The 26,523-nt window shown below is 41.8% G+C and carries 27 protein-coding genes; 19 read left to right on the top strand and 8 right to left on the bottom strand.

The window, feature by feature from the left end:
* Positions 1-45: 45 nt before the first annotated feature.
* Both N6H18_RS17770 and N6H18_RS17765 read left to right on the top strand, forming a co-directional pair.
* A complete protein-coding gene (locus N6H18_RS17770) occupies positions 46-537 on the top strand; it encodes a hypothetical protein (RefSeq protein ID WP_262309627.1) in 492 nt (163 codons plus the stop codon).
* A 69-nt stretch (positions 538-606) separates the two neighbouring features.
* Complete coding sequence (locus tag N6H18_RS17765; RefSeq protein WP_262309626.1) at positions 607-1,527, top strand: glutaminase; 921 nt, start codon at positions 607-609, stop codon at positions 1,525-1,527.
* Positions 1,528-1,594: 67 nt separating this feature from the next.
* Here the strand turns inward: N6H18_RS17765 and dnaA are convergent, their stop codons facing one another.
* Positions 1,595-3,010, bottom strand: a complete 1,416-nt coding sequence (dnaA, locus tag N6H18_RS17760) for a chromosomal replication initiator protein DnaA (RefSeq protein WP_262309625.1) — start codon at positions 3,008-3,010, stop codon at positions 1,595-1,597.
* Between the two features lie 308 nt (positions 3,011-3,318).
* Between dnaA and N6H18_RS17755 the strand changes: the two genes are divergently transcribed.
* On the top strand, positions 3,319-4,371 hold the full coding sequence (locus tag N6H18_RS17755; protein ID WP_262309624.1) for a methylmalonyl-CoA mutase family protein: 1,053 nt from the start codon (positions 3,319-3,321) through the stop codon (positions 4,369-4,371).
* Positions 4,368-6,509 carry a methylmalonyl-CoA mutase gene (scpA, locus tag N6H18_RS17750; RefSeq protein WP_262309623.1) on the top strand — a complete coding sequence of 714 codons (2,142 nt, stop codon included), beginning with the start codon at positions 4,368-4,370 and terminating at the stop codon, positions 6,507-6,509. Before N6H18_RS17755 ends, scpA begins: the two co-directional genes overlap by 4 nt.
* 2 nt (positions 6,510-6,511) lie before the next feature.
* On the opposite strand, the gene N6H18_RS17745 is transcribed toward scpA, so the two are convergent.
* Complete coding sequence (locus N6H18_RS17745) at positions 6,512-7,495, bottom strand: pyruvate dehydrogenase complex E1 component subunit beta (protein WP_262309622.1); 984 nt, start codon at positions 7,493-7,495, stop codon at positions 6,512-6,514.
* A 192-nt stretch (positions 7,496-7,687) separates the two neighbouring features.
* A complete protein-coding gene (locus N6H18_RS17740; protein ID WP_262309621.1) occupies positions 7,688-9,466 on the bottom strand; it encodes a hypothetical protein in 1,779 nt (592 codons plus the stop codon).
* 141 nt (positions 9,467-9,607) lie between these two features.
* Between N6H18_RS17740 and N6H18_RS18775 the strand changes: the two genes are divergently transcribed.
* From N6H18_RS18775 to N6H18_RS17695, 9 genes are all read left to right on the top strand, one after another.
* Positions 9,608-9,823, top strand: coding sequence for a PspC domain-containing protein (locus N6H18_RS18775; protein WP_262309620.1), 216 nt, complete (start codon positions 9,608-9,610; stop codon positions 9,821-9,823).
* Positions 9,824-9,922: 99 nt separating this feature from the next.
* The gene (locus tag N6H18_RS17730; protein WP_262309619.1) at positions 9,923-10,870 is read left to right on the top strand and encodes an acetyl-CoA carboxylase carboxyltransferase subunit alpha; all 948 of its coding nucleotides are present in this window, start codon (positions 9,923-9,925) and stop codon (positions 10,868-10,870) included.
* 5 nt (positions 10,871-10,875) lie between these two features.
* Positions 10,876-11,427: a 1-acyl-sn-glycerol-3-phosphate acyltransferase gene (locus N6H18_RS17725; RefSeq protein WP_262309618.1), complete on the top strand. Its 552-nt coding sequence runs from the start codon at positions 10,876-10,878 to the stop codon at positions 11,425-11,427.
* A gap of 41 nt (positions 11,428-11,468) precedes the next feature.
* Positions 11,469-11,690 carry a membrane protein insertion efficiency factor YidD gene (gene yidD, locus N6H18_RS17720; protein ID WP_262309617.1) on the top strand — a complete coding sequence of 74 codons (222 nt, stop codon included), beginning with the start codon at positions 11,469-11,471 and terminating at the stop codon, positions 11,688-11,690.
* 74 nt (positions 11,691-11,764) lie between these two features.
* Positions 11,765-12,700: a fatty acid desaturase gene (locus N6H18_RS17715; protein ID WP_262309616.1), complete on the top strand. Its 936-nt coding sequence runs from the start codon at positions 11,765-11,767 to the stop codon at positions 12,698-12,700.
* A 12-nt stretch (positions 12,701-12,712) separates the two neighbouring features.
* Positions 12,713-13,630 carry a methionyl-tRNA formyltransferase gene (fmt, locus tag N6H18_RS17710; RefSeq protein ID WP_262309615.1) on the top strand — a complete coding sequence of 306 codons (918 nt, stop codon included), beginning with the start codon at positions 12,713-12,715 and terminating at the stop codon, positions 13,628-13,630.
* 19 nt (positions 13,631-13,649) lie between these two features.
* The gene (locus tag N6H18_RS17705; protein WP_262309614.1) at positions 13,650-14,150 is read left to right on the top strand and encodes a dihydrofolate reductase; all 501 of its coding nucleotides are present in this window, start codon (positions 13,650-13,652) and stop codon (positions 14,148-14,150) included.
* A complete protein-coding gene (locus N6H18_RS17700) occupies positions 14,147-14,947 on the top strand; it encodes an SDR family oxidoreductase (RefSeq protein ID WP_262309613.1) in 801 nt (266 codons plus the stop codon). The genes N6H18_RS17705 and N6H18_RS17700 overlap by 4 nt, the downstream gene beginning before the upstream one ends.
* Positions 14,948-15,169: 222 nt before the next feature.
* A complete protein-coding gene (locus tag N6H18_RS17695; RefSeq protein WP_262309612.1) occupies positions 15,170-15,721 on the top strand; it encodes a hypothetical protein in 552 nt (183 codons plus the stop codon).
* 97 nt (positions 15,722-15,818) lie between these two features.
* Here the strand turns inward: N6H18_RS17695 and N6H18_RS17690 are convergent, their stop codons facing one another.
* The 5 genes from N6H18_RS17690 to N6H18_RS17670 form a co-directional block, all read right to left on the bottom strand.
* Positions 15,819-16,622 (bottom strand): rhamnogalacturonan acetylesterase, encoded by an 804-nt coding sequence (locus N6H18_RS17690; RefSeq protein ID WP_262309611.1) that lies wholly within the window; start codon positions 16,620-16,622, stop codon positions 15,819-15,821.
* Between the two features lie 72 nt (positions 16,623-16,694).
* A complete protein-coding gene (locus tag N6H18_RS17685) occupies positions 16,695-17,060 on the bottom strand; it encodes a DUF2200 domain-containing protein (protein ID WP_262309610.1) in 366 nt (121 codons plus the stop codon).
* Positions 17,061-17,141: 81 nt separating this feature from the next.
* Positions 17,142-17,552: a hypothetical protein gene (locus N6H18_RS17680; RefSeq protein ID WP_262309609.1), complete on the bottom strand. Its 411-nt coding sequence runs from the start codon at positions 17,550-17,552 to the stop codon at positions 17,142-17,144.
* A gap of 112 nt (positions 17,553-17,664) precedes the next feature.
* Positions 17,665-18,132, bottom strand: a complete 468-nt coding sequence (locus N6H18_RS17675; RefSeq protein WP_262309608.1) for a MarR family winged helix-turn-helix transcriptional regulator — start codon at positions 18,130-18,132, stop codon at positions 17,665-17,667.
* A gap of 1 nt (position 18,133) precedes the next feature.
* A complete protein-coding gene (locus N6H18_RS17670) occupies positions 18,134-18,616 on the bottom strand; it encodes a glutathione peroxidase (protein WP_262309607.1) in 483 nt (160 codons plus the stop codon).
* An 892-nt stretch (positions 18,617-19,508) separates the two neighbouring features.
* On the opposite strand from N6H18_RS17670, the gene N6H18_RS17665 reads away from it, so the two are divergent.
* From N6H18_RS17665 to N6H18_RS17640, 6 genes are all read left to right on the top strand, one after another.
* Positions 19,509-19,874, top strand: a complete 366-nt coding sequence (locus N6H18_RS17665; protein WP_262309606.1) for a hypothetical protein — start codon at positions 19,509-19,511, stop codon at positions 19,872-19,874.
* Positions 19,875-20,704: 830 nt separating this feature from the next.
* Entirely contained in the window at positions 20,705-22,189 is a 1,485-nt protein-coding gene (locus N6H18_RS17660) for a xylulokinase (protein ID WP_262309605.1), read from the top strand.
* Positions 22,190-22,204: 15 nt separating this feature from the next.
* Positions 22,205-23,548, top strand: a complete 1,344-nt coding sequence (xylA, locus tag N6H18_RS17655; protein WP_262309604.1) for a xylose isomerase — start codon at positions 22,205-22,207, stop codon at positions 23,546-23,548.
* 106 nt (positions 23,549-23,654) lie between these two features.
* On the top strand, positions 23,655-25,076 hold the full coding sequence (locus N6H18_RS17650) for a sugar porter family MFS transporter (protein ID WP_262309603.1): 1,422 nt from the start codon (positions 23,655-23,657) through the stop codon (positions 25,074-25,076).
* A 305-nt stretch (positions 25,077-25,381) separates the two neighbouring features.
* Positions 25,382-25,879 carry a hypothetical protein gene (locus tag N6H18_RS17645; protein WP_262309602.1) on the top strand — a complete coding sequence of 166 codons (498 nt, stop codon included), beginning with the start codon at positions 25,382-25,384 and terminating at the stop codon, positions 25,877-25,879.
* A 154-nt stretch (positions 25,880-26,033) separates the two neighbouring features.
* Positions 26,034-26,513 carry a DUF4468 domain-containing protein gene (locus N6H18_RS17640; RefSeq protein WP_262309601.1) on the top strand — a complete coding sequence of 160 codons (480 nt, stop codon included), beginning with the start codon at positions 26,034-26,036 and terminating at the stop codon, positions 26,511-26,513.
* Positions 26,514-26,523 lie beyond the last annotated feature (10 nt).

Here is a 26,523-nt window from a genome sequence, read left to right as displayed (position 1 = left end):
TAATTCTATATTTTTAACTAATCATACAAACCCCTAATTAACAAGATGAAAAAATTCACACTAGTATTTGCCTTTTTGGTGACCGTTGTTTCACAGAGTTTATTGGCTCAAGGTAACATCGATACCAAAAAGTTCAAATTTGACATGGCAATTCCTGAAGGATATGGTTTCAAGCAATCTGAAAAAGATGGTTTTACCAAAATCGAAGGATACAATGCCGAATCTGACACCAAAATCAATGCTTACGCCTATATGGGTGCAATTGATAAGTCTAAAATTTATGCTTTTGGATCTAAGGAATCTGGTATAGAGAAGAAAAACTGGACATCAGTAGACAATGGTGAGTCTGAAAATGGTTTTGCGTGGTGGGAAGTCTATGAAGCCGAGGTAGGTGAAAAAATGATGTACGCAGTGATAGCAAAGAATGCTTACAGCGAAGTGTACTATATGTTTTATGCACTGGCGACACCAGAAAGTTTCGAAAAATTCCAAGATCAATATATGGAATGGGCCATGAGTTGCCAAGGTATCAAGTAAGAAGAAAATTGACAGAAATCGAAACCTCTGATTCTTTGTGAGTCAGAGGTTTTTTATTGCCACAGCGATATGAATACAAATTACAGTGCGATCATTGAGGAAATAGTTGCTGATCTTAAAGATTTTGACAACCAAGGCAAGTTGCCCAGTTACATTCCAGAATTGGCCAAAGTGAATCGCGACAAATTTGCCATTTGTCTCACTACTATTTCAGGCCAAACATTTAAATATGGGGATTCGGAAGAGAAAATTTCTATTCAGAGTATCTCAAAAGTACTGACACTGTCCATGGCGATCAGCCTGATTGGTGCTGAAATTTGGAAGCGCGTAGGGGTAGAGCCCTCTGGCAACCCCTTCAACTCTATCATTCAATTGGAATATGAAAATGGCATCCCAAGGAATCCATTCATCAATGCTGGAGCCATTGTAGTGTCTGATATACTTGTCAGCAAATTGAAGAATCCTAAGCAGGAGTTCTTAAATTTTGTAAGAGGGCTGTGTGGCAAGAGTGATATCTTCTACAATGAGCAGGTGGCTAGTTCAGAAAAGAGTGTAGGCTATATGAACTCATCGCTGGCATACATGATGAAGGCCAAGGGGAATTTGGAAAATGAAGTGGAAGAGGTATTGGATTTCTACTACGCGCAGTGTTCATTGGAGCTGACATGTACTGAATTATCGCAAGCCTTCCTGAATTTTACCGAAACAGGCCAACCCTTTGGACATGGTGATTTTGTGCTAAGCGAAAGTGCAGCGAGACGGATGAATGCACTGATGTTGACTTGTGGATTTTACGATGAATCAGGAGATTTTGCCTTCGAGGTTGGTTTGCCTGGCAAGAGTGGAGTAGGAGGAGCTATTGTAGCTCTCAATCCTCAACTTTATTGTGTCAGTGTTTGGAGTCCACCACTCAATAAAAAGGGCAATTCTAGCAAGGGAATGAAAGCGTTGGAATTGCTGACCACCAAACTTGGTGATTCTATCTTTTGAAAGACAGAAATAAAAGTATCTAGTGCTTTGATGGCTAAAATCTTGGCTTTTGATTCTAGAATCTAGATCAAATTGCCTTCATTTTAAATTTTTTCTTCAACTCTGAGAAAGAAGACCTAAATCTGGCATCTGTATCCAGCATGTCATTGACTGATTGTAGCGCATGAATCACCGTACTATGGTCCCTGCCTCCAAAGTGACTGCCAATGCTCTTCAAAGAATGATTGGTGTAGTCTTTAGAGAAGTACATCGCCAGTTGCCTAGCAATTACAATTTCTTTCTTACGCGTTTTTGCTTTCAAGTCATCAGATGATACGTTGAAGTATTCAGAAACGGTTTTTTGGATATAGTCTATCCCAACTTCTGATTCTATATTTTTGACAATCGACTTGAGCGTTTGTTTTGCCAATTCCAAGTTGATCTCTGTTCTATTGAGAGATGCATGAGCGACTAAAGAGATTAAAACACCCTCTAGTTCGCGGATATTGGTGTCTACGCTGTATGCGAGGTACTCCAATACTTTGTCATCTATTTTCAATCCATCATCCTGCAATTTCTTCTGGATGATTGCCAGCCTGGTTTCAAAATCAGGTTGTTGCAAATCTGCAGTCAATCCCCACTTAAATCTTGATACCAATCGCTCTTGTAGTCCTTGCAACTCAGTAGGTGGACAATCACTTGACATGATGATCTGCTTGCCATTTTGATGCAGGTGATTGAATATATGGAAGAATATTTCTTGTGTCTTTACTTTGTCTTTGAAAAACTGCACATCGTCAATAATCAAAGTGTCTACGTTGAGGTAGAAATTTTGAAATTCTTGAAGGCTGTTATTTTTTAATGCTTCGATGAATTGACTGGCGAATTTTTCGGAGGCCACATACAGTACAAATTGATCTGGATTTTCTCTTTTGATCCGGTTGCCTATTGACTGTACCAAGTGTGTCTTGCCCAAACCTACACCACCGTAAACCATGAGTGGGTTGAATGAGGTGATACCTGGTTTAGCTGCTACTGCGAGACCTGCAGAACGTGCTAGTCTATTGCAATCACCTTCGATATAGGTGTCAAATGTATATTCAGCGTTGAGATTAGAGCGCTGCTGTATGTTTTCTATCTGAGGTAGTGCAAATGGACTCGAAGCTACGTAGTTATTGCTTGCCCCGTTTTGTGCAAATCTTGAAAACTCCTTCTTTTGAGCTAAATTGACGGTGTATGGCTGATTTTTAGCATTTCCTTTGTCAATTATCACTGAGTACTCCAACTTTCCCTCTGGACCGATCTCTGATTGAATTGCTTCTTTAAGTAAGTGGACATAATTGTCTTCTAGCCACTCATAAAAGAACTGAGACGGTACCTGTATAGTCAATACAGGGCTGTCAAATTTCATAGGAATAATCGGGATAAACCAAGTTTTGAAGCTTTGTTCAGGGATTTTTGACCCTATAAATTTCAGACAGTTATCCCATATTCTTATGTGCATTGGAACTTTGGTAGATGGAGGTTTACAATAAAATCTTGTGCTTTTTCTCTTTCGGAATATCAAATTTGACCAAAAAAAAATGAATTAAAAAATCAAATTCATGTTGACTTTTTAAATAATTATCCTCTATCCGAAAATGAGAAAAAATAATTCTAAATTCTTTAAAAAGTGCAATTTGCTCTTTTGGCCTTTTGATTGAACTTGGAAGCACAATGCTAAACAAGAAATACGAGAAACAGCTTTGTAAGTCAGAGAGTTTTTATTCTTGTCGAATTGAAATTATATTACTGAAACAACCCCAAATGATTATGAAGGCTTTCGGTTTTAGTGAATTCTCCTCATTAAGTAAAGATAACTGGGTAGAATCGAATTTGAAGACCCTAGGGATAGAGGCATTTCATGAGATGTTTCATCGGAAATTTATTGTGGGCATGGGTGTCGATTCTTACTATGATAGATCTGATACCGAAGGGTTGCCTCAGATAGATGGTTTTTCTCACACTACAGGGTGGAATTACCACGAAAGAGTGGCGTCTGCCTCTACTGAGAATCTTACTGAGATACAAAATTTGGGTGTACAGGGAGTGATTCTGTCTGATATGAAAAAATTGGATGGGATTGCCCTCAATGAATTAGGAAATCTTCTGGTTTCGTTAGAGACCATTTCAGCGGATGAGTGGAGGAGACCAAAGGGAGAAATGTCTATGGATGGGTTTGTGTTTGCATACAATCTCCCCTTACAAAAGTTTCAGAAATATAGGACGTCTATGATTGATATTCGTCAAGGTAAGTCTCATAATGACATTCTGTATGAAATAGTGGGAGCATTGCTACAGTTACATGAAAAATTGAAAACTGTAGAAGAGGAGGATTTCGGTCAATTTTTTGAGCAGTTGTTTATACGCACATCTATTTCGACCAGTTACTACCAAGAGATTCTAAAACTCCGCTGTTTGCATAGCTTGTTTTCGGCAGTGCTGGATCAATATGACGTGGATGATGTATCTATTCCTATCCTGGCGGAGTTGGGGACAGGATTAGAAAACATGGAACTGGAGCAGCAATTAATCCGATTGACTTCAGTCATGACGTCAGCCATTTTGGGTGGAGCCAGTGACATAGAAGTGGCTCTGTTTGCGGACGATTATGCTAAAACACGCTATCGCAATGTTTCTAATCTATTAAGAGAGGAAGCATATTTGTCTACGGTATCGGATCCATTGAAGGGCAGCTACTTTTTTGAAAAGGTAGGGTTGGATTTGTCAAAAGAGGCTTGGTCTAGATTCCAATTGGTTTCTAAACAAGCAGATTCGTCTTGGTTCTTGTCTGATTATTCACAGTATCAAAAGCTATTTGCATGAAAAGCAAGATCAACTTGTCCGAACTGTCTTATGACGATCTGAAAATTGGTATTGCCCAATACGAGGTAGATCGAAGAATTAATACGGCAGAAGGCATCCCAATCAAAAATCATTTCAACCTAGAAGATATCAAAGATGCAGAGCATCTCAATTTTGGTGCAGGGACAGCTCCATATGTCAGGGGTCCCTATGCGACCATGTATGTCAATAAGCCGTGGACAATTAGACAATACGCTGGATTCTCGACCGCAGAGGAGTCTAACAAGTTTTATCTTGATAATCTGAAATCTGGACAAACCGGATTGTCTGTAGCGTTTGATTTGGCTACACACCGAGGATATGACTCTGACCATCCGCGTGTATCTGGTGATGTGGGCAAGGCTGGTGTAGCAATTGATTCTGTTCTGGATATGAAAGTATTGTTTGATCAGATTCCTTTGGATAAAATGTCCGTTTCTATGACGATGAATGGTGCTGTACTACCCATCATGGCATTTTATATCGTAGCAGCTGAGGAGCAAGGAGTTGCGCCAGATCAATTGAATGGGACGATCCAAAATGATATTCTCAAGGAGTTTATGGTGAGAAATACCTACATCTATCCTCCTAAGGAATCTATGCGCATTGTTAGTGATATTTTTAGTTACGCCGCTGAGAAGATGCCGAGGTTTAATGCTATCAGTATCAGTGGTTACCATATGCATGAAGCTGGTGCTAGTGCAGATTTGGAGTTGGCGTTTACATTGGCGGATGGGTTGGAATACTTGCGTGCGGGTATCAAAGCAGGAATAAACATTGATGACTTGGCTCCACGTTTTTCTTTTTTCTGGGGGATAGGAATGAATCATTTTATGGAAGTTGCCAAGATGCGAGCTGGGCGCCTGCTTTGGGCCAAACTGGTGAAGCAGTTTCATCCCAAGAATCCAAAATCCATGGCTTTGAGAACGCATAGTCAAACCTCTGGATGGAGCCTAACCGCCCAAAGTCCTAGGAATAATATAGCTAGAACTTGTATGGAGGCCATGTCAGCTATCATGGGACATACTCAATCCCTTCACACCAATGCCATGGATGAAGCTTTGGCTTTGCCAAGTGTGTATTCAGCTGCTATTGCACGAGATACACAGTTGTATTTGCAAAGAGAAAGTCAAATCACGGAGGTAATTGATCCATATGGAGGTTCGTATTATTTGGAATACTTGACGAATCAATTGGCACGAAAAGCATGGGATGAAATTATGGTGATAGAAGAAATGGGAGGGATGTCTCAAGCGATCGAAAAGGGGATCCCGAAATTGAAGATTGAAGCATCGGCAACTAGGAAACAGGCTAAAATTGATTCTGGAGAGGAGGTCATTGTGGGGGTCAATAAGTATCAAGATAGGGATGAGGATTTGATGGATTTGTTGGAAGTGGACAATGTACAAGTAATGGATTCTCAGGTTAAGAAACTCAATGAGTTAAAAAACAATCGCAATGCTCAAGATGTGAAAAATGCTCTAGAGCAACTTAGATTATGTGCCCGATCGGGTAAAGGAAATCTCCTGTCGTTGAGTGTGGCTGCTGCGAGAGCCAGAGCTACCTTAGGGGAAATTTCAGGGGTGTTGGAGGAGGCGTTTGGCCGATACCAAGCCACTACTGGTTCAGTAGTTGGGGTTTATTCCAAAGAATACATGGATAAGGATATGTTAAAGGATATTCGAGAGTTAGTAGAGCAAGTACGAGAGTTGGATGGAAGGAATCCTAGGATTCTTGTAGCTAAGATGGGACAAGATGGTCATGATCGCGGTGCTAAAATCATCGCAACGAGTTTTGCAGATATGGGCTTTGATGTAGATCTCAGTCCGCTGTTTCAAATGCCAAAGGAGGTAGCTATGCAAGCTTTGGATAATGATGTGCACATCGTAGGGATATCTAGTCTAGCGGGAGGACACAAAACCCTCATTCCTCAGTTGATAGAAGAGTTGAAGCTGCAGGGACGTGAAGACATATTGGTCATAGCTGGTGGTGTCATCCCAGAGCAAGACTACGGTTTCTTGTACCAAGCAGGAGTGTCTGGTGTGTTTGGGCCAGGAACAAAAATCCCCGAAGCAGCTTCGGGGATTTTGGAAAAATTGATAGTTACATTGCAGGAGTGAATTTACTTCTGCACGTACATGATTTCTTTTACAGCTTTGACTGTTCTCTCTACGTTTGGTAGAATCTCCTCGATCAAAGTAGGCGCATATGGTAATGGCACGTCTTTGTTGGTGATTCTGTGGATAGGAGCATCTAGGTAGTCAAATGCCTTTCTTTGTACATAGTGACTGATCTCCGAAGAGATAGATGCCAAAGGCCATGCTTCTTCTACGATGACCAATCTATTGGTTTTCTTTACTGATTCGATGATTGCTGCATAGTCGATAGGTCTTACAGTTCTAAGGTCAATTACTTCAGCGCTGATTCCTTCTTTCTCTAATTCTTCCGCAGAAGCGATGGCAACTTTCATGAATTTACCAAATGATACGATAGTTACATCCGTTCCAGTTTTCACTGTTTTCGCAACTCCGATCGGAATGATGTATTCTCCCTCTGGTACTTCACCTTTGTCTCCATACATCAATTCAGACTCCATGAAGATCGTAGGATCATTGTCTCTGATAGAAGCTTTCAATAGTCCTTTTGCATCTGCAGGGTTAGAAGGTACAACTACTTTCAAACCAGGAGTATTTGCATACCAGTTTTCAAAGTTTTGTGAGTGTTGTGAACTCAATTGGCCAGCATTTCCTGTAGGTCCTCTAAATACAATCGGAACATTGAATTGACCACCAGACATAGACATCATCTTAGCAGCGCCATTGATTACTTGGTCAATAGCTACCAATGAAAAGTTGAAAGTCATAAATTCGATAATAGGACGAAGACCATTCATAGCTGACCCAACACCTACGCCTGCAAAACCAAGCTCCGCAATAGGGGTATCGATTACTCTCTTTGCTCCAAATTCTTCAAGCATGCCTTGACTTACTTTGTAAGCGCCATTGTATTCGGCTACTTCTTCACCCATTAGATAGACAGACTCATCTCTGCGCATCTCTTCGCTCATGGCTTCTCTCAGGGCTTCTCTGAATTGTAAAACTTTCATTCTTTTCTTATTTAATAATATACTGTGAATAGGAGGTGTCTTCTCGTATTTTTTCGAGCTGCTAAATTATGTCAAGGATAGCAATATCCCAATCTATTTTGGATAAATAGATGTTTTTGAACTTCTGTAAAAGCAAAAAAAAGACTCTGACAATTATGTCAGAGTCTTTTTTTCAAATGTGAATTTCGTTGATTAGTTCAAAGCCTCGGTTACCTGAGTAGCGAAAGTTCTGAATTCTAAGTCTGCAAGAGCTTTTTCCTTCAATGAAGGATCTTTTTCTACTGCAGTTTTCAAGTTAGAAAGTACATCTTCTGCTTTGCCCAATCTAGCAGCAGCCACAGCTGATGCATAGTAAGCTTTGGCGTATTCAGCATCTAGTTCGATAGCACTATCGAATCCAGTGATAGAATTTTCCAAGTCTTTGTTCAAAAGAAGAGCCAAACCTTTGTTGAAAGCAACTTGTGGAGTTTCGTCAGCAGAACCTAAAGTAGCGATAGCTGATTCGTAATCTCCTTTTTTGATTTCAAGTGTTCCTTTCACACCATTGATTCCGCCAGCGTTGCTACCAGGGTTGCTAGACAATGAAGCCACTACAGCATCGTAAGCTTGAGCAGTGTTGCCTTGTAGCGCATATGCAGTAGCCATGTTCGCTTGTACTTCTGATGCATTATTTTTGTTAGCCGCGATTTCTAGCTGAGCCAATGCCATTTCTAACTTCTGGTTTTTCTCATCACCTTCAGCAGCGATAGCCATTTCTAGGTAAACAGCTCCCAAATTATTGTGAGACTCCCAGTTACCTTCTTGCTTAGTAGCTGCTTTGTAGATGGCTTCTTTCTCAGTAAGTGAAGGAGTCAAAGTAGCTGCAAACATCAACTCTCCGATAGATAGAGAATCAGTAGCAGTAGAATCTTGTTCTGCAATCTGCTTAGCAATTACTGCGATTTCTGCGTTTGTCTTTTTCTCAACTACAGTCAATACTTCAGTTTTAGCAGCTCTCAAATTTGGATAGATATCCTTGAAGATAGCGCTGTAAGAATCCAATTTTTGCAAAGCCTTCTCTTTGTCCTCGAAAGTTCCAGCTCCGTTTACGATTTTCAAAATTTCTGATTTTTGATCAGCAGAAACACCTTCGTAAGCATCCAATGCAGTTTTGAATTCAGTCCAATCTTCTACGATTGGCTTCAAAATGAACTTGACAGAGTCAGCAAGACCTTTGTAGTCATACTTCTTCATTTGGCTTCTGTAGTACTTTTCAATCGCAGCAGCTCTGTTTTCAGACAACTTAGAGTTGACAGTTTCTAGACCTTCTGGAGAGTGAGTACCTGTGATAGTCACGGTTTTAGTTACGTTCTTATCTGCAATGAAAGCAGAAAATGCCTTTCCTTTTTTACCACCTGTTTCTGAGCTTTTCAATACTGCACTACCTCTGTCGAAGTACATGCTTACATTGGTAGGAGCCAATTCTTCCTGATCGGTGTAGCCACTAGCAGCGTAAGTTGGGAAGTAAACATCTTCAACCAATTGAGAGGTAGTGATCAAACCTTGAGCTACAGTAGTTCGTGGAGTTGATTTGTTTTCACCTTTCTCATCTACAGCTGTACCCATTACTTCTAAGTTTCCATTACCCATAGCTGGGTCATATAGGAAAGCAAAAGTGTCTGTTTGTCTTGAGGTGGTAGTTTTGCTGTCTGGGAAATCAGCAGCGTCAAAAGTCATGGTTCCTGCTTCTACTTCTGTATCTCCAGATTTGTAGAAGGCGGTTAGTTTATAAACATACTTTTCTGGCAGCATTTTAGCTGGCAACACTACGGCCATGTCATACTTTACGGAATCTCCGTGCAATTCAAGCGGGTTCGGAACAATGTCTACTTGCTGCGATGCGGCAAGTTTCACCATTTTGTTCAACGAACTACATGCTGAAAATACAGTCAAGCCCAATACGATGGCTATCACAATATTCGATTTTCTCATTTGAAAAATTATTTTTTTGAAAATTGATATAACTTTTTGTACTTTTCTTCGAAAGAAATGCAATAATACGGAAAAATTAGATATAACCTAAAATTAAACAATACAAATAAATAGATGTTTTTAGCTTAAATTTGCAGCGCTATGAAGGTACTTCAAGATTTTTTGGAAAAACATGCTTTTGGTGTTTGTAATAGACTAGGGGAGAAGTTGAGAATACCTTCGTCTAGTATTCGTCTTTTCTTCATATATATATCATTTCTAACCTTTGGTAGTCCTCTGATTGTCTATGTAGTATTGGCTTTTGTGATGAACTTCCGAAAGCATCTAAGAAGAAGACATTCTCTCTGGTATTATTGATATTACCTCCTCAGACAAATGAGGAATATCTCTTTCCTTTTTTTGGCTCTCTAATTCATTTTTCTTTTTAGGTTTGCAACTCAATTCATGTTAAGAGATATGCTATTAGAATTCGAAAAACCTATTGCTGACCTAGAAGAAAAGTTGCAAGATATGCTTCAATTGGCTCAAACCAGTAATGTGGATGTTTCTAAAACTGTAAAATCGCTTCAAACCAAAATAGAAGAGTTGAAGATAGAAACTTTTCAAAACCTGACGAGATGGCAAAGAGTTCAGCTATCCAGACACCCAGACAGACCCTATACTTTAGACTACATATATGAGTTGACGGACGATTTCATCGAGATACACGGAGATCGCAACGTCAAGGATGACAAAGCCATGGTCGGTGGGTTTGGTACCATTGATGGTCAATCCGTGATGCTGATCGGTCAACAAAAGGGTAGAAATACCAAGCAAAGACAAATGCGTAACTTTGGAATGGCCAATCCAGAAGGGTACAGAAAGGCACTTCGCTTGATGAAAATGGCCGAAAAATTTAATAAGCCCATCGTTTGTTTGATTGATACTCCAGGTGCATTTCCAGGTTTAGAAGCTGAAGAAAGAGGCCAAGGCGAAGCAATCGCTCGAAATATCAAAGAAATGTTTATGCTCAAAGTGCCAGTGATTTGCATCATCATCGGTGAGGGAGCATCTGGTGGAGCGATTGGTATCGGTATCGGAGACAGAGTACTCATGATGGAAAATACCTGGTATTCGGTGATCTCTCCAGAATCTTGTTCGTCCATTCTTTGGAGAAGTTGGGAATATAAGGAGCAAGCTGCAGAAGCATTAAAGCTCACAGCTACAGATATGATGGGTCATAAGTTGATCGATGGGATCATCAAGGAGCCACTAGGTGGTGCGCATACTGACATGAAGGCCGCTGCTTTGGAATTGAAAAAGCAGATTTTGAAGGATATCAAAGCCCTCAGTAAAGTGTCTGTAGAGGGAAGAATCAGTCAACGTATCGAGAAGTTCAGTGATATGGGTGCTTACGCATCTTAAGTATCATGGCACGACTGCTTTTTATAGCTGTATTCAAATTGATCGGTTGGAGAATTGACGGTAACCTGTCAGCAGGGCTGAAAAAGTGTGTCCTTATTATCGCCCCTCATACCAGCAACTGGGACTTTGTTTTGGGCGTTGTTTCTAGAACAATTTGTGGATTCAAAGCCAATTACCTGATCAAAAAGGAATTTTTTAGATTCAAACCCTTGGCGTGGTTCTTTACCTATACGGGTGGAATACCTGTGGATCGTAAAAACAAGAAGGTCGATCTGGTAGGGAGTGTAGTAGAGAAATTTGAGTCTAGGGACTCATTGGTATTGACGATCACTCCAGAGGGTACACGATCGTATGTGGAAGAATGGAAAACAGGTTTCTATAGAATTGCATGGAGAGCCAAGGTACCTATCGTGTTGGTAGGCTTTGATTACAGTAAAAAACTCGTCAAATTCATTGAAGAGTTTGAGCCAACTGGCAACATGGAAGAGGATATAATTTATATCAAGAATCAATACCGTGATGTGAAAGGTAAGCATCCTGAGTTGGGTGTGCGTTGATATTTCAGAACTTCTTGTATCCTTTTTATGTTCAAACATCTATGAAAGAAATTCTTAAAAAGGTAGCCATTATTCCTATACTGATCTATCAATACAGTATTTCACCTCTATTCCCCTCTTCGTGTAGGTATTCTCCCACCTGCTCGCAGTACATGAAGGAAGCAATCATGAAGCACGGTGTATGGAAGGGCATGAAATTGGGCTTCACAAGGATCGGAAAGTGTCACCCATGGGGAGGGAGTGGATATGATCCTGTCCCCTGACAAGAATTGCATCCTTCGATTTTCCTAGCTCCCATTTCCCGACTATCTTTGTGGCTTAATTAATAGTAGACATTTTGGAAAAGAAAAACGGTTTTTACTGGTCAGACGAAAGAGAGCCTCATTTTAACAGAAGAAAGGAGATTCTTGCCAAATACCCACAAGTACGTGATCTATTTGGGATTGACAAAGGATTGAAGTTTAAGACTTTGGCACTGGTAGTTTTTCAATTGGTGAGTGCTCCATTTATTGCTGAGTTGGCTTGGTATTGGTATCTACCTTTGGCCTATTTGATAGGCGCGTCGGTGAGTCATACTTTGTTTTTGGCTATCCATGAGATCAGTCATGACTTGGCTTTCAAGAGCCGAGTGGCAAATAATTGGTTGGCTTTGGTTGCCAATATTCCTATTTTGTTTCCCTATGCGATGACATTTAGAACCTATCACCTCAAGCACCATTGGGAGCAAGGGGATGTCAAAAATGATACAGATCTACCAACAGACGGAGAGCGCAAAGTATTTCAAGGATTTGTAGGTAAGTTGCTATGGGCCACCAATCAAATTCTGTTTTATGCCCTGAGGCCGATGTTTGTACACCCTATCAAGTACGAAAAGTGGCACAAAATCAACGTGGTATTTCAATTGGCTGTGATTGCGGTATATTGGTACTTTGTGGGTACGGGGGCAATAGTCTATCTGCTGATCAGTATATTTCTTGCAGGTAGTTTACATCCATTGGCTGGGCATTTCATTGCGGAACACTATGTGTTCAAAGAAGGGCAGGAGACTTATTCTTACTATGGTCCATTGAACATCTTTGCCTTGAATGTCGGGTATCATAATGAGCACCATGATTTTCCTAATGTACCAGGTACAAGATTGCCAGAGGTGAAAAAGACGGCTCCAGATTTTTACGATCATTTGTTCACACACAAGTCTTGGTCCAAGGTCATTATTCAGTTCATCGCCAATCCTATGATTACGCTGGGTAGTCGTGTGAGGAGACAGAGATAAAATCCGCTGAATATGAAGATTGTTTTTATGGGTACGCCAGAATTTGCCGTACCTAGTTTGCAGATATTGGTAGAAAACGGTTTTGATGTCGTGGGTGTAATCACGGCTCCAGACAAACCCAAAGGTAGAGGCAAAAAGCTACAAGGAACTCCTGTGAAAGACTATGCAGAGAGTGTAGGGCTTAGCATCCTACAACCTACCAACCTGAAATCTGCAGAGTTTATCGAAGAGTTGAAGTCACTGAGGGCAGACCTTCAGATCGTGGTGGCTTTTAGGATGTTGCCAGAGCAGGTTTGGGATATGCCGCCCAAAGGCACTTTCAATCTTCACGCCTCATTGTTGCCCCAATACCGTGGTGCTGCACCCATCAATTGGGCGATCATCAATGGTGAGAAGGAGACAGGTGCAACGACATTTTTCCTTCAGCATGAGATCGATACAGGCAATGTGATTGATCAAATCAAAGAACCTATCCATGACGAGGATTCGGTAGGTGAGCTATACGAACGACTGATGCACAATGGTGCAAAATTGGTTCTGAGTACTGTACAGCAGATAGTCAAAGGAGAAGTTGTCACCAAACCACAAATGGAGTCTGCGGAACTAAAAGCTGCCCCCAAAATCCACAAGGAAACTTGTGAAATCAACTGGAATCAACCGTCCGAGCAGATCAGGAATTTTGTCAGGGGACTGTCTCCTTACCCTGCTGCATGGACACAGTGGAACGACAAGAATTTCAAAATATACAAAGTGGCACACTCCACCGATGCAATTGATCAATCATTGTACCCAGGTCAAATCCAAACGGACGGAAAAAACCGTTTGAGTGTGAAAACCAGCAATGGTTTTTTGGATATACTTGAAATCCAGATGGAAGGAAAGAAGAGAATGGGGATTCAGGATTTGCTGAGAGGTTATAATTTTGTTTGATCCCAAAAAATAGATACCCATGAAAATAGCCATGATAGCTGCCATGTCAACCAACCGAGTGATCGGAATCAATAACGATTTGCCATGGCATTTGCCAGATGATATGAAGTACTTCATGGAAACTACCAAACACCATTGTGTAGTGATGGGGAGAAAAAACTATGAGTCATTGCCTCCCAAATTTCGTCCTCTGCCAGACAGAACAAATTTGGTAGTGACCCGCCAATCTGACTATGAGGCTCCAGGATGTGAGTTGTTTAAAAACATCGAAGCAACGGTAGATTTTGCGAAGCAAAGAGGAGAGGAACTGCTTTTTATCATTGGCGGTGGACAGATCTACAAGCAGGGGATAAACATAGCAGACACAATTTATCTCACTGAGATCGATGCAGTTATAGAAGGAGGGGAAGTGTTTTTTCCTGAGTTGGATAGCAGCTGGGTAGAGGTGTCTCGTCAACATCACGCTGCAGATGACAGACATAAGTATTCTTTTGATTTTGTAAAATACGAAAAGGCATGAGATACTTTGAAGGGAAAAATATTTGGATCGTAGGAGCATCTAGTGGATTAGGAGAAGGCTTAGCTACTTTTTTGAGTGATATTGATTGCACGCTGATCCTGTCGTCTCGCAGAGTGGAGGAGTTGGAAAGAGTGAAAAAGCACAATGAAGGAAAGAAAGCAAGCATAGAAATTGCTCCCTTGGATCTCGCCAATCCTGCACAAATCGATAGTTGTGTACAGGAAGTAGAAAATAGAGTAGGGCATATTGACATACTGGTACAAAGTGGTGGAATCAGCCAACGGGACACAGTGCTCAAGACCTCAATGGATGTACAGCGCAAGATCATGGAGGTCAACTATTTTGGAGCGATTCATCTATCTAGGGCAGTATTGCCAAAGATGGTAAAGAGACAATCTGGACTGCATGTGGTTGTGACCAGTGCAGTGGGGATCATCAGTACGCCATTTAGGTCAGGGTATTCTGCATCCAAACATGCCTTGCATGGATTCTATGATGCCATGCGTGCAGAGCATCACCAAGACAATGTGAAGGTGACTCTGTTGTGTCCTGGATATGTACATACCAATATCTCCTACAATGCCCTGATGGGAGATGGATCACAGCAACAAAAGCTAGACAATGCACAGGCCAACGGTCTATCAGTAGCGCAATTCTGCAAGATCGCAACGAAAGCAATTGCGGCTGAAAAGGAAGAGGTGTACATCGGTGGATTCAAAGAAGTGATGGGTATCTATGTCAAGCGTTTCTTCCCAAGTTTGTTCTCACGCATCGTGCGGAAAATAGCCGTGACTTGACACGAATTTATTATGTTTTGTATCTATTACTTTAGACTATTTTGAGATTTCTTTATTGCTGATCCCTTAGGTGGTCAGATACTTGGGTGTAACATACGATAATAGCTCTCTTCATAATTACAGGTACAGTTTTTATAGTTCACTGCCATCGATCTGTGGTTTAATTTTTGTGTTTTTTTGTGCAAATTGCGCCCATTAAAGAACAAATGACACTATAGTTAGATGGAAGTAAGAGGGATAATGTTGCGGGGAATTCATGATTATGCGTCACAGAAACATAAGGAAAAGTACAATGAATGGTTGTCAAAATTGCCTCAACAATCCTCCGCTCTTCTGGAAAATTTGTCTAACACAGCATGGTACAATATAGAGGATGCGCTTCTCAAACCATTGGAAGTTTTATGTGGTTTGATATATTCTGATCCACTGAGGGGTTCTTGGGAGATAGGTAGATACAGTGCGGAGACTGGGTTGACAGGGATTTATAAAGTCTTTGTGATGGTGAGTACACCAACCTTTATCCTGAAGAGAGCACCGAGAATCTTGACTACTTTTTACAACCCGAGTGAACTTAAAATAGAAGAAAGTTCGAGCAAAGGGATTTTGGTCAGATGTACCAAACTGCCTGTCAATAGTGAACTGATCGAGCACCGTATTGCAGGATGGATCGAAAAGGCAGGGGAAATTTGTGGTTGTGTCAATATGAAGGTGGAAATTGTAAGCTCTATGGCCAAAGGTGATCAGGTGTTTGATCTAAAAGCTAGTTGGGATTGATTCACGATAGTTGATGAATGAGATTTTAAGTCTCAAAATGAAGACCTAAAACCTTCTTTCTTTCCCATATAGTAATCTGACGATAAAGAACTCAGGTTCATCGGAGAGTTTTCAAAGCTTCAAACACCAGTGTCGCCACAGCTTTGGCTCCCTCTGGTTGGAAATGCGTGTTGTCAGATTTGCCATCTGGATACGCTTCGTATTGACCTGCGGCTAGATTCAAGAAATAGTTTGTGGTGACGTATGGCTCTCCTTTTTTGCTAAAGGCGTCCATTGATAACTGGTTCAAATCAATCAAGTGGGTGTTCATCTCTAGGGCAATATCCTTGGCTGCTTGTGGATACTCACCATGCACATTTTGCAGATGTCCCATTTCCCAAGGATAGTTTCGACATACGGGTGTCAAAATGATCGGAATGGCTCCCTTGGCCCTGGTTTGTGAAACGTAGAGTCGCAAGAATTCTTGGTAACCTTGGATATCAACGTAGCGCTCTGTTTTGCCTTGGGCAGCATCATTGTGACCAAACTGGATGAGTACCAAATCTCCTTTTTCCAGTTGATCATATACCTTGCGCCATCTCGCTTCTTGAAAAAATGTGCGTGTACTCCGCCCACCTCTTGCATGATCTTTGACGATCACCGAATCAGCCTTAAACAGCGCTTGAAATGAGCTCAGGTCGCATCCGTCAAACTGCTCTTGAAATACCTGTCCCCAGCCTGTGATAGGGTAACGGGTTTTGTAGTAATCTTTGCCTTCATCATAATTGTCCGTATAGTCTGCCATCGTAGAGTCTCCAATAAGATAAATGCTGACAGGTTTTTTCTTCATAGAGAAAAAACCACTGAACACGACTAGGAGAATGAGGAGTAGGCCACTGGAATAAAATGTATTGGTCTTCATGCTTGGGTATCCGCTTCTTGATTCGGAAAACTATAACAATTTGCATAGAGTACCAAAGAGAGAGGTTACTCCTTATAAACCACGCAAGATTTTCTCCATTTTTCTACCTTTGGCCAGTTCGTCTACCAGCTTGTCTAGGTACCGCACCTTTTGTGTCAACGGATTCTCGATTTCTTCGATGCGGTATCCACAGATCATACCAGTGATCAGATGTGCATTGGGGTGGAGAGTGGCTTGCTGAAAAAAGGTTTCAAATGTCACTTTCTCTTGTATCAGCTCATTTATTTTTTGGAGATGAAAGCCTGTCAACCATTCGATGACCTGATCGAGTTCTTCTTTGGTTCTGCCTTTCTTTTCCACTTTGGTAAGATAATGCGGGTAGACGGAGGCAAAGGTCATGGAAGCCATGCGTTGATTGTGAGTATCGGTTGTGTTCATGACAAATGTGTTTTGTGTTTTCTCATAGTCGATTGGATAGTGATTCGGTTCTGCTTCGTAGACTGTATATCCTGCACAAGGTTAAAAAACTAGGACAGCTTTACCAGATACGCAAATAACACTGGAAGGTGCTGGAGTGACTGCACAGTCAGAGACGATACTCCACTTACTATTGTATGCAGCAGTGGCAGTCGTGTAGGATTCTACTTTAAGCAAGAAATCGGAGACATCGATGCTATGGGAGTAAGCGATATAATTACTCGGACCACCACATGCTTTTGAGCCAAGAGAAGTGAAACTCCACTGATCTGCGTCCTGGCAAGTCACACTTTCGGCCAATTGGGTGATTGCCGCCAGTTGTTCTTCCAAGTATGCTTGCTGTTCTTCTTGAGAATCAGGTAAGCGATTTTCTTTTGTTACATCTTCTGTGCTACATGCAGTCAATAGTCCAACTGCAAGTAGAATAACTAGTAGGTGAGGATTTACTTTCATATGCATCAACTTTTATTGGTTTCAAATTATAGACACGAAGAAGACGGAAATAGTTGTGGAGCAAAAGAAAATATGTTGATAGTGAGATATCACATCACGACGGTTGAAAGTCCTATATTGTAAGTTTACTCGTTTTTTGATCCAAAACGGTAAGTAATTTCAAAAGTGTATTGCTAAATTCTTTGATTTCTTTTTCAGTGGTAGTATGATCTTGTAAGTTGGCCATCAATTGACTTGGGATACAAAGGGCTTCTTTTTTTAGTGCTGTACCATAGTTTGTTAAAGAAATGATCACAGTCCTTTCGTCTGCTTCAGAGCGTTCTCTAGTGATCAACTTCTTTTGCTCCAACCTCTTGAGCAGGGGGGTGAGCGTATTGGATTCTAGGTACAAGAGTTTGCTGATCGCACTGACGCTTTGGTGGTTCTGCTCCCAAAGAACCAGCAATACGAGATACTGGGGATAGGTCACATCCAGGGTTTTGAGCAAGGGGCCATAGAGCTTGGTGGTCAGTCGTGATGCAGCATACAATGGAAAGCAGAGTTGGTTTTCCAACCACAATATATCATTTTGATTTCTCATGTTAGAGTAGTTTTTTGATGGCTGATGCTATCTTCTCTGGCTTGGTGATGGGGGCAAAGCGTTTGACGGGTTTCCCATTTTGATCGATCAGGAATTTGGTGAAGTTCCATTTGATTTTGCTACCAAATATGCTGCCCAAGTTGGATTTCAAGTATTTGAAAATCGGATGCGCAGACTCGCCGTTTACCTCTACTTTGGCAAACATAGGAAAGCTCACACCATAGTTGATTTGGCAAAATTCTTCGGTCTCGTTGGCGTTTCCAGGTTCTTGTTGACCGAATTGATTGCATGGGAATCCCAAAATAACGAGCCCTTGATCTTTGTAGGATTGGTACAAATTTTCTAAGCCTTCAAACTGTGGGGTCAAACCACATTTGCTAGCTGTATTGACAACCAAGACAGGTTTGCCCTTGTAGGTACTCATATCGATTGACTGTCCTTTGATATTGTCTGCTGAGAAGTTATAAAATGTTGTTGAATTCATGGAAACTAATATTAAGTTTGAACGATTAAATCGTGTGCGATACAAATGTAACAAGATTTGATTGATTGTCAAATCAAAGTAGGTCTGCTTTTATTGGACAAAGAAAATGTGTTGATTTCTCTGAAGGAAAGGGAGCATAAGCCTCATGTTTTGGGATGCAAAACTGAGATTTTCAGCAGTCGTTTGTCTGTCCGTTTTCAAATAAGCTTAGAGGAGCGCATTTGTGTACTCGTTTGCCCGATGGATAAGGTACAGTCTTGAGAGGGAAGCAAGCCATTATTTCTTGTCTCTGGTGGTAGGTTTAGGAATGGCTTCCTTGTCATGCTGCGCTGTGACGAAGCATCGACAAGCCGTGCAGAGGATTCGGATTGATGGTTTTGTTGATGGAGGAGAGTAGTCACGCAATACGCCGAAAAGGGCTAAATGTGCGCCTTTTGTGATGCTTGCGCAAGCTCAGGGTTCATGTTGTACAACATTGCCTCTCATGTTGCGCAACATGGATCTTCATCTTGCGCAACATCAACCCTCACCTTGCGCAACATGGACCTTCAGGTAAGCTTACTTCAACCCTGAGCTAAAGACAGCTAAAAGTGGAAGCCCAAATCAGTGCCTATTTGCTTTTATTACAAGGCCGTGTCGGTGAGTTTTGTGAGCGACAACTGCTCCTAGCTATACCAAGATCTTGGTATATTTCACAGCTTGGACATCATTCGTCTGACAGATGGTTGTTGCAATGGACGGAAAGAGGTATTCTTGGATAAATCAAATATAAACAACCTATTGGTATCAGTATATTTACACGTATTTTTATAGGGTAAACTGGAGAGTGAATTATACTTGGTTGTTGTGTGTCAGTAAAATGAGCAGGAACCTGAATTAATGAACGTATCAAATGGAAAGAAATAGACTATTAATCGGAACATTATTGCTTTTGAGCTCTTGTGCGACTTCAATGACTCCAATGAAAGTAAACAACAATTTACCTGAACTCACTCAATCAAAATTTATTTCACAGACCGACTTAGAAGAAATTGAATCATCGAATAAATGTAAGTATCTCGTTAAAGGAAGAAGTTATACTGCACCTATAGGATTAACCACAAAAAGCGACCTAAAAAATGCCGCTAAAGGAATAGACGAATGGGTCGAATTGGATAGTGGAAACTCTTATGTTTTAAGAAATTACAAATGGGTTACAGTTGATCATATTGGCACAACTCAACTTCATGTAGAATTTGATACGATGCATTGTGAGTAATAAGCCTTATGGATATTCAGGTTTTAATATTGCTGTTTGTCACATTATCTATTTGGCTATTTAAGCATTGGATTTTTAACATAAAACGTAAACGAAGACGTGATTACTACAGAAATCTATATTTAAAATCAGATGAATGGAAACGGAAACGATATGTAGTTCTTAAAAGAGATAATTGGCAATGTGTATATTGTGGAGCTCGTGCGACACAGGTTCATCACAAAAGGTATGCAAAAAAAAATATCGGAAAAGAACCAATCAAATGGCTCGTCTCGGTATGTAAACCTTGTCACGACAAGCAACATTGAAAAAGTCGAACGCACAACAAGGTATATAGTAAATAGGGCGTTCGGTGGTTTACAAAATTCAGTGCTATTAACCAATACCGCCAAATCAACAATTTGGCTTTTAAAATGAAAAGATATAAGTGAAATACAACGCTTTGGCTCAGAGCAAAGTTGAAAGTTTATTGCTTTCTACTGTTCCAGTTGCCATATACTAAACGTAAAGTACTTAAAATAGTAAGACATATCAGCCCTACCTACTGCATAAAGAAGTGTTTGTAATATTTGCAAGATGTACAGAATAATCACGCATTGCCTCAAAAACCTAAACATGCTCCACAGTGTGACATGATTGATGCGCACAAAGCCATACTTTTCTCTCCCATTATTCTCTTCCTGACGTAGTGTTGAAGTAAATTGAAGAATGGATGAAGTAGCTCCTTTTTACATTGTGGGGACAAAGAGGTCTTACTTTGTTGACAAGTTAGGCATGAGCTGCAAAGCCCATCAATGACTTGGAATCATTACAAAGACTAAATAGACGCAATGTATTTATTAGGATATGACTTGGGTAGTTCTTCGGTAAAGGCCGCCTTGGTAGAAGTGGATAGTGGCAAGACCGTGGCGTTGACGCAGTATCCTGAGGTTGAGATGGAGATCATCTCTCACGAAACAGGCTGGGCAGAGCAGGAACCGCTCGTCTGGTGGGACAACATCCAGAAGGTCACCCAAAAGCTCTTGGCGTCTAGCTCCATCGATACCTCACAGATCAAAGGAATCGGCATCTCGTATCAGATGCATGGACTAGTGCTCGTCGACAAGGACGATGCGCCACTCAGACCCTCGATCATCTGGTGCGACAGCCGTGCCGTTGAGATCGGCAACCAAGCCTACCAAGAGATCGGAGAGAGCAAGTGCCTAGAGCGATTGCTCAACTCACCGGGCAATTTCACCGCCTCCAAACTCAAGTGGGTCAAGGACAACGAACCAGAGATATTTGCCAAAGTACACAAGATGATGCTCCCAGGAGACTTCATCGCACTCAAGATGACAGGTCAAGCGACCACTACGGTTTCGGGCTTGTCGGAGGGCATGCTTTGGGACTTCAAAGAAGAAAAAGTAGCAGGCTTCCTGTTGGATCACTATGGCATAGACGCCAGCGTGATCCCAGAGATCGTACCTTCGATAGGTGATCAAGGTCAGCTCACAGAGGTCGCAGCGGCATTCTTAGGATTGACGGCTGGCATACCTGTTGGTTACAGAGCAGGCGATCAGCCCAACAATGCTTTGTCTCTCAATGTATTTCACCCAGGAGAGGTAGCTGCGACAGGCGGTACGTCGGGTGTGGTATATGGTGTGGTGGACAAGCCAGCCATCGATCCGCAGACGCGAGTCAACTCATTTGCGCACGTGAATCACACCCAAGAGAACCCACGCGTGGGTGTCTTGTTGTGCATCAACGGCGCAGGGATACAATACAGCTATGTGAAGCACATGATCGCTACCAATGGCATCTCGTATCCACAGATGGAGGAGATGGCGGCTGAGATTGCGATCAACTCGGATGGCTTGCGCATCATTCCTTTTGGCAATGGTGCAGAGCGTGTCTTGGAAAATCAAAATCCGGGTGCACACATATCCAATCTACAGTTTAACCGCCATGGGCAGGCACACTTTTTCAGGGCGGCCTTGGAGGGGATTGCCTATTCGTTCATCTACGGGATGGAAGTGATGCAGAAGATGGGATTGAATGTGCAGGTGATGAAGGTCGGCAATGACAACCTGTTTCAATCCGAAATCTTCTCTACGACCATTGCGAGCGTACTGGACTGTGAGATTCAGATGGTCAATGCGACCGGAGCAGTGGGTGCTGCCAAGGCGGCAGGGATTGCTACAGGTATGTATGCAGATGAAAAAGCTGCTTTTGCAAAAGTGGATATCATCAAAACCTACAAAGCAGCAAAAGATAGAACGCAGTACATGGCGGGATACCAAATTTGGAAAACAGAATTAGAAAGAATTATTAAATAGAAAATAACAATAGACATGGCAGAAGACATAAAAGTTGTAACCGGAGACAAGGAATTCTTCGGTGGCATAGGAAAGATCAAATATGAAGGCAGGGATTCTGATAATCCATTGGCGTTCAAATACTATGACGAAAACAAAGTAGTAGCAGGCAAAACCATGAAGGAGCACTTCAGGTTTGCGATCGCTTACTGGCACACGTTCTGTGGTACGGGAGCAGATCCATTCGGTCCTGGTACGAAGGCATTCCCTTGGGATGCGAAGAAGGATGCGCTGGGTGCTGCGAAGGACAAGATGGATGCTGCATTTGAGTTCTTTACCAAAATCGGTGCGCCATATTACTGCTTCCATGATTTCGATTTGATCCAAGAAGGGTCTTCATTGAAGGAATCAGGAGAGCGTCTAGATGCAATCACGGATTACGCGAAAGAAAAACAGGCGGCCTCTGGCGTGAAATTGCTTTGGGGAACTGCCAATGCATTTTCTAACCCAAGATACATGAACGGTGCATCTACCAATCCTGATTTTGATGTAGTGGCCTACGCTGGTGCACAAATCAAAAATGCACTGGACGCTACGATCAAGTTGGGCGGTGAAAACTATGTGTTCTGGGGAGGTAGAGAAGGCTACATGTCATTGCTCAACACCAACATGAAAAAAGAGCTAGACCACATGGGTAGATTCCTAGGCATGGCGAGAGATTACGCGAGAGCGAATGGTTTCAAAGGCAACTTCTTCATCGAGCCTAAGCCAGCTGAGCCATCTAAGCACCAGTATGACTTTGATTCGGCGACAGTGATTGGCTTCTTGAAGGATCACGGTTTGGAGAAAGACTTCAAATTGAACTTAGAGGTAAACCATGCGACCTTGGCGCAGCATACTTTCACTCACGAGTTGCAAGTGGCAGCTGATGCCGGGATGCTCGGATCGATAGATGCCAACAGAGGGGATTACCAAAATGGATGGGATACCGATCAGTTCCCCAACGACATCACCGAAGTGACCGAAGCGATGTTGGTCATCCTAGAAAACGGTGGCTTGCAAGGTGGCGGTGTAAACTTCGATGCGAAGACCCGCAGAAACTCTACAGACCTAGAAGATATCTTCTATGCGCATATTGGCGGCATGGACATCTTCGCGAGAGCGTTGATGATCGCAGACGACATCTTGACCAACTCTCAGTACTTGAACTTGAGAAAAGCGAGATATAGCTCTTTCGATACGATCCATGGCAAAGAATTCGAATCAGGTAAGATGGATTTGGCCAAACTAGCAAAGATCGCTGCTGAGGGTGGTGAGCCTAAGTTGAGAAGTGGCCAGCAAGAGCTCTTCGAAAACATCATCAACCAGTACATTCGGTAAGATGTAATATTTACTAGGGTAGATTTAAACATGAGTCTACCCTTTTTTTATATATCCCTTTGTAGCATTGCAAGATTTATGATTAAGACTAAAAACTAAAACAATTTTGAAAACGGAAGAAAAAGTAAATAATCTCTATGTGATAGGGATTACACTGGTAGCTACCCTTGGGGGGTTTCTATTCGGGTTTGACAGTGGAGTGATCAATGGGACAGTACATGGGTTGGAGGTAGCTTTTGAGGCAGAGGATATTGGCAGTGGGTTCAATGTCGCTTCGATGTTGCTCGGCTGTGCGGTAGGGGCATTTTTTGCGGGTAAACTGGCAGATGCCTATGGTCGACGTACGATGCTTATCGTGGCGGCTGTGTTTTTTATCATTTCGGCTTGGGGATCAGGCATAGCGGTCACCTCGCCTGAGTTCATTGTTTATAGAATCATAGGTGGATTGGCAGTGGGGGCGGCTTCTGTCATGGCACCTGCATACATTGCGGAGATTGCGCCTGCTAGATTCAGAGGTGCATTGGCGACCATCCAACAAGTCGCCATCATTACGGGATTGTTTTTGTCTTTCCTGAGCAATTACATCCTAGCGGATATATCAGGATCAGCGGTCAATATCCTGTGGTTAGATTTTGAAACTTGGAGGTGGATGTTTTGGGTGGAGTTGATACCTGCAGCTATTTTCTTGATTTCATTGTTTTTCATCCCGGAGAGTCCGCGCTATTTGGTGGCCAAGCAGAAAAGTGCAAAGGCCCTGAAAGTAATGGATATCCTCTATGGAACTGGGATGGGGCAGCCGAAGGTGGATGAAATCCAAGCGTCTTTGGCGAAGGATCATCACAAACCTCGTCTGTCTGATTTGTATGACAAGACTTTGGGTAGAATCAAACCTATCGTATGGATTGGGATTGGTTTAGCGAGTTTTCAGCAGTTTGTAGGGATCAACGTGGTGTTCTACTACGGTTCTATCCTATGGCAAGCGGTTGGTTTTGGAGAGAACGATGCCTTGTTGATCAACGTAGTGTCAGGAGCATTGAGTATAGGAGCTGTGGTGGTTTCTTTACTGCTCGTTGACAAGATGGGGAGAAAACCTATTTTGGTCATTGGCTCAGTAGGGATGAGTATTACCTTGGCTTTGGTAGTGGTAGCGTTTACCTCAGGTTCATTGGTCGCTGATCCGTTGACAGGCAAGGAGACTTTGGAATTGAGTGATTCGATGGGTGTGTTGGCGCTGATAGCTGCCAATCTATATGTGATTTTCTTCAACTTCTCGTGGGGTCCTGTGATGTGGGTGATGCTAGGTGAGATGTTCCCCAATCAGATTCGCGGTTTGGGATTGGCGATTGCTGGTATTGCGCAGTGGGTGTCCAATTTTATTGTGACTTTGACTTTCCCTATGTTGTTGGGATCAGCAGGTTTGGCCTTTGCGTATAGCTTGTACATGATCGGAGCAATTATCTCTATCTTCTTTGTGGTGAAATATGTATATGAAACCAAAGGCAAGGAATTAGAAGAAATGGAAGGATAGTACAATTCAAAGTTGCTTGAAGCAGAATGCCAAATTGAGATAATATATATGAGAGGCTAGATGTTAGATAAAAGATCAAGTTTCTAGAATGCAGTGTCTTATATCTATTGGCATAAGACAGTATTATCCTCACTTTGTGATTGAAAAGCCCCTGATTCTCTTGGAGTCAGGGGCATTTTTGTTACCAGTTTTTGAGACAAAAATGTCGGAAAAAGCACCATTAAGAGAAACGCGTAATTGTGCAAATAGGTAATATGAGGGATGTATCTCATCTTGGAATAATCTAGTTTTGTCTTTAACCAGTTATGAAAAAAATGATAACCGTGCTTTCCCTGATTGTATGTTTTCAGGCAAACGCACAACTAAAATTGGTAGATGGACTCTACCAATTTCAGAAAGTCACAGAGGTTCAGCGGACTCACGCAGAACTCATGGAGAAGGGAGAGGCATTTGTGCAACAAAGAGCAGATGCCTATCACGAGGAGGTAGATAGGGATGGCAACAGTTTGTCTACACGGATCGCTGCGGAATTTCACTCAGAAATTCATCAAAAGACGCTCTATTTCACTTATACCATAGAATTTGGCGAAGGTTGGTACCAGGAGAGAGTAGAAGGAATCACCATTCAAATAGGGGATGATATTTATCAGCTGGAGGATGCTACTTTGCCAGATCGAACATTTGCGATCAGTGAGGCAAGTTTTGTGATCAACATGCTGTCTGGGAGTTTGATCTCCGAAATGTACAGCAACATGTTTTCAGAGCAATCCAGCCTCGTGGATGCACAATTTCCTCGCAAATAGTACTCGTTGAGGTTTTGTGCCAGTTTTGGGGTGAAAAATCACCCTTTTTCAATATGAGATAGGAGAAAACTGTATTTTAATAAATACGTCTTTGTCAGGATGTTATGGTTTGTGGTGTGAAGTAAGTTTGCATTGAATATAAACCAAAATTAACATGAAGAAGATAGTATTCATACTCGCTGTGATCACTAGTTTTCAAGCCAGTGCACAACTCACATTAGAAAGCGGAAGATACCTTGCTCAGAAGGTAGTAAGATTACAAGGACAAGATGCAGAGCTTTTCCAAAAAGCCAAAGCTTGGGTTGCTGCCAATACCAATCCAACACAAGACAAGACCTTTTTTGACGAGGATGCCAACAAGATTATCGTGAATGCCATGATCGAGCATGACCTGTCGGGTATTCCAAGTGTAGCCAACTACACATTGGTACTTGAGTTTAGAAACAACATGTACCGAGAGACATTCAAAGATTTTACTTACAAGACGGGCAACAAGGTTTATTTATTTGAGGACAAAAAGCTGAAATCAAAGAGCAAAATCGTCAAAGACATCAGTCTTGAAATCGAGACTTTTTCGGAAAACTTGCAGTCAAGTATGTACAGTGAATTGATGGCGAAGAAAACACAGGATTGATAGTCCACCA

It is taken from the genome of Reichenbachiella agarivorans, from assembly GCF_025502585.1.
Lineage (GTDB): Bacteria > Bacteroidota > Bacteroidia > Cytophagales > Cyclobacteriaceae > Reichenbachiella > Reichenbachiella agarivorans.
The sequence above is the reverse complement of the archived record's forward strand: the minus strand, read 5'-3'. Positions and strand labels throughout refer to the sequence as shown.

What these genes read in the sequence shown, in the direction of transcription:
- xylA (WP_262309604.1), top strand. Translation starts at nt 22,205, where the DNA reads ATGGCAGAAGACATAAAAGTTGTAACCGGAGACAAGGAATTCTTCGGT.
- scpA (WP_262309623.1), top strand. Translation starts at nt 4,368, where the DNA reads ATGAAAAGCAAGATCAACTTGTCCGAACTGTCTTATGACGATCTGAAA.
- N6H18_RS17690 (WP_262309611.1), bottom strand. Translation starts at nt 16,622, where the DNA reads ATGAAGACCAATACATTTTATTCCAGTGGCCTACTCCTCATTCTCCTA.
- N6H18_RS17685 (WP_262309610.1), bottom strand. Translation starts at nt 17,060, where the DNA reads ATGAACACAACCGATACTCACAATCAACGCATGGCTTCCATGACCTTT.
- N6H18_RS17725 (WP_262309618.1), top strand. Translation starts at nt 10,876, where the DNA reads ATGGCACGACTGCTTTTTATAGCTGTATTCAAATTGATCGGTTGGAGA.
- N6H18_RS17645 (WP_262309602.1), top strand. Translation starts at nt 25,382, where the DNA reads ATGAAAAAAATGATAACCGTGCTTTCCCTGATTGTATGTTTTCAGGCA.
- N6H18_RS17640 (WP_262309601.1), top strand. Translation starts at nt 26,034, where the DNA reads ATGAAGAAGATAGTATTCATACTCGCTGTGATCACTAGTTTTCAAGCC.
- dnaA (WP_262309625.1), bottom strand. Translation starts at nt 3,010, where the DNA reads ATGCACATAAGAATATGGGATAACTGTCTGAAATTTATAGGGTCAAAA.
- N6H18_RS17730 (WP_262309619.1), top strand. Translation starts at nt 9,923, where the DNA reads ATGCTATTAGAATTCGAAAAACCTATTGCTGACCTAGAAGAAAAGTTG.
- N6H18_RS17665 (WP_262309606.1), top strand. Translation starts at nt 19,509, where the DNA reads ATGGAAAGAAATAGACTATTAATCGGAACATTATTGCTTTTGAGCTCT.
- N6H18_RS17745 (WP_262309622.1), bottom strand. Translation starts at nt 7,495, where the DNA reads ATGAAAGTTTTACAATTCAGAGAAGCCCTGAGAGAAGCCATGAGCGAA.
- N6H18_RS17660 (WP_262309605.1), top strand. Translation starts at nt 20,705, where the DNA reads ATGTATTTATTAGGATATGACTTGGGTAGTTCTTCGGTAAAGGCCGCC.
- N6H18_RS17705 (WP_262309614.1), top strand. Translation starts at nt 13,650, where the DNA reads ATGAAAATAGCCATGATAGCTGCCATGTCAACCAACCGAGTGATCGGA.
- N6H18_RS17765 (WP_262309626.1), top strand. Translation starts at nt 607, where the DNA reads ATGAATACAAATTACAGTGCGATCATTGAGGAAATAGTTGCTGATCTT.
- fmt (WP_262309615.1), top strand. Translation starts at nt 12,713, where the DNA reads ATGAAGATTGTTTTTATGGGTACGCCAGAATTTGCCGTACCTAGTTTG.
- N6H18_RS17675 (WP_262309608.1), bottom strand. Translation starts at nt 18,132, where the DNA reads ATGAGAAATCAAAATGATATATTGTGGTTGGAAAACCAACTCTGCTTT.
- N6H18_RS17755 (WP_262309624.1), top strand. Translation starts at nt 3,319, where the DNA reads ATGAAGGCTTTCGGTTTTAGTGAATTCTCCTCATTAAGTAAAGATAAC.
- N6H18_RS17695 (WP_262309612.1), top strand. Translation starts at nt 15,170, where the DNA reads ATGGAAGTAAGAGGGATAATGTTGCGGGGAATTCATGATTATGCGTCA.
- yidD (WP_262309617.1), top strand. Translation starts at nt 11,469, where the DNA reads ATGAAAGAAATTCTTAAAAAGGTAGCCATTATTCCTATACTGATCTAT.
- N6H18_RS17770 (WP_262309627.1), top strand. Translation starts at nt 46, where the DNA reads ATGAAAAAATTCACACTAGTATTTGCCTTTTTGGTGACCGTTGTTTCA.
- N6H18_RS17700 (WP_262309613.1), top strand. Translation starts at nt 14,147, where the DNA reads ATGAGATACTTTGAAGGGAAAAATATTTGGATCGTAGGAGCATCTAGT.
- N6H18_RS17740 (WP_262309621.1), bottom strand. Translation starts at nt 9,466, where the DNA reads ATGAGAAAATCGAATATTGTGATAGCCATCGTATTGGGCTTGACTGTA.
- N6H18_RS17670 (WP_262309607.1), bottom strand. Translation starts at nt 18,616, where the DNA reads ATGAATTCAACAACATTTTATAACTTCTCAGCAGACAATATCAAAGGA.
- N6H18_RS18775 (WP_262309620.1), top strand. Translation starts at nt 9,608, where the DNA reads ATGAAGGTACTTCAAGATTTTTTGGAAAAACATGCTTTTGGTGTTTGT.
- N6H18_RS17680 (WP_262309609.1), bottom strand. Translation starts at nt 17,552, where the DNA reads ATGAAAGTAAATCCTCACCTACTAGTTATTCTACTTGCAGTTGGACTA.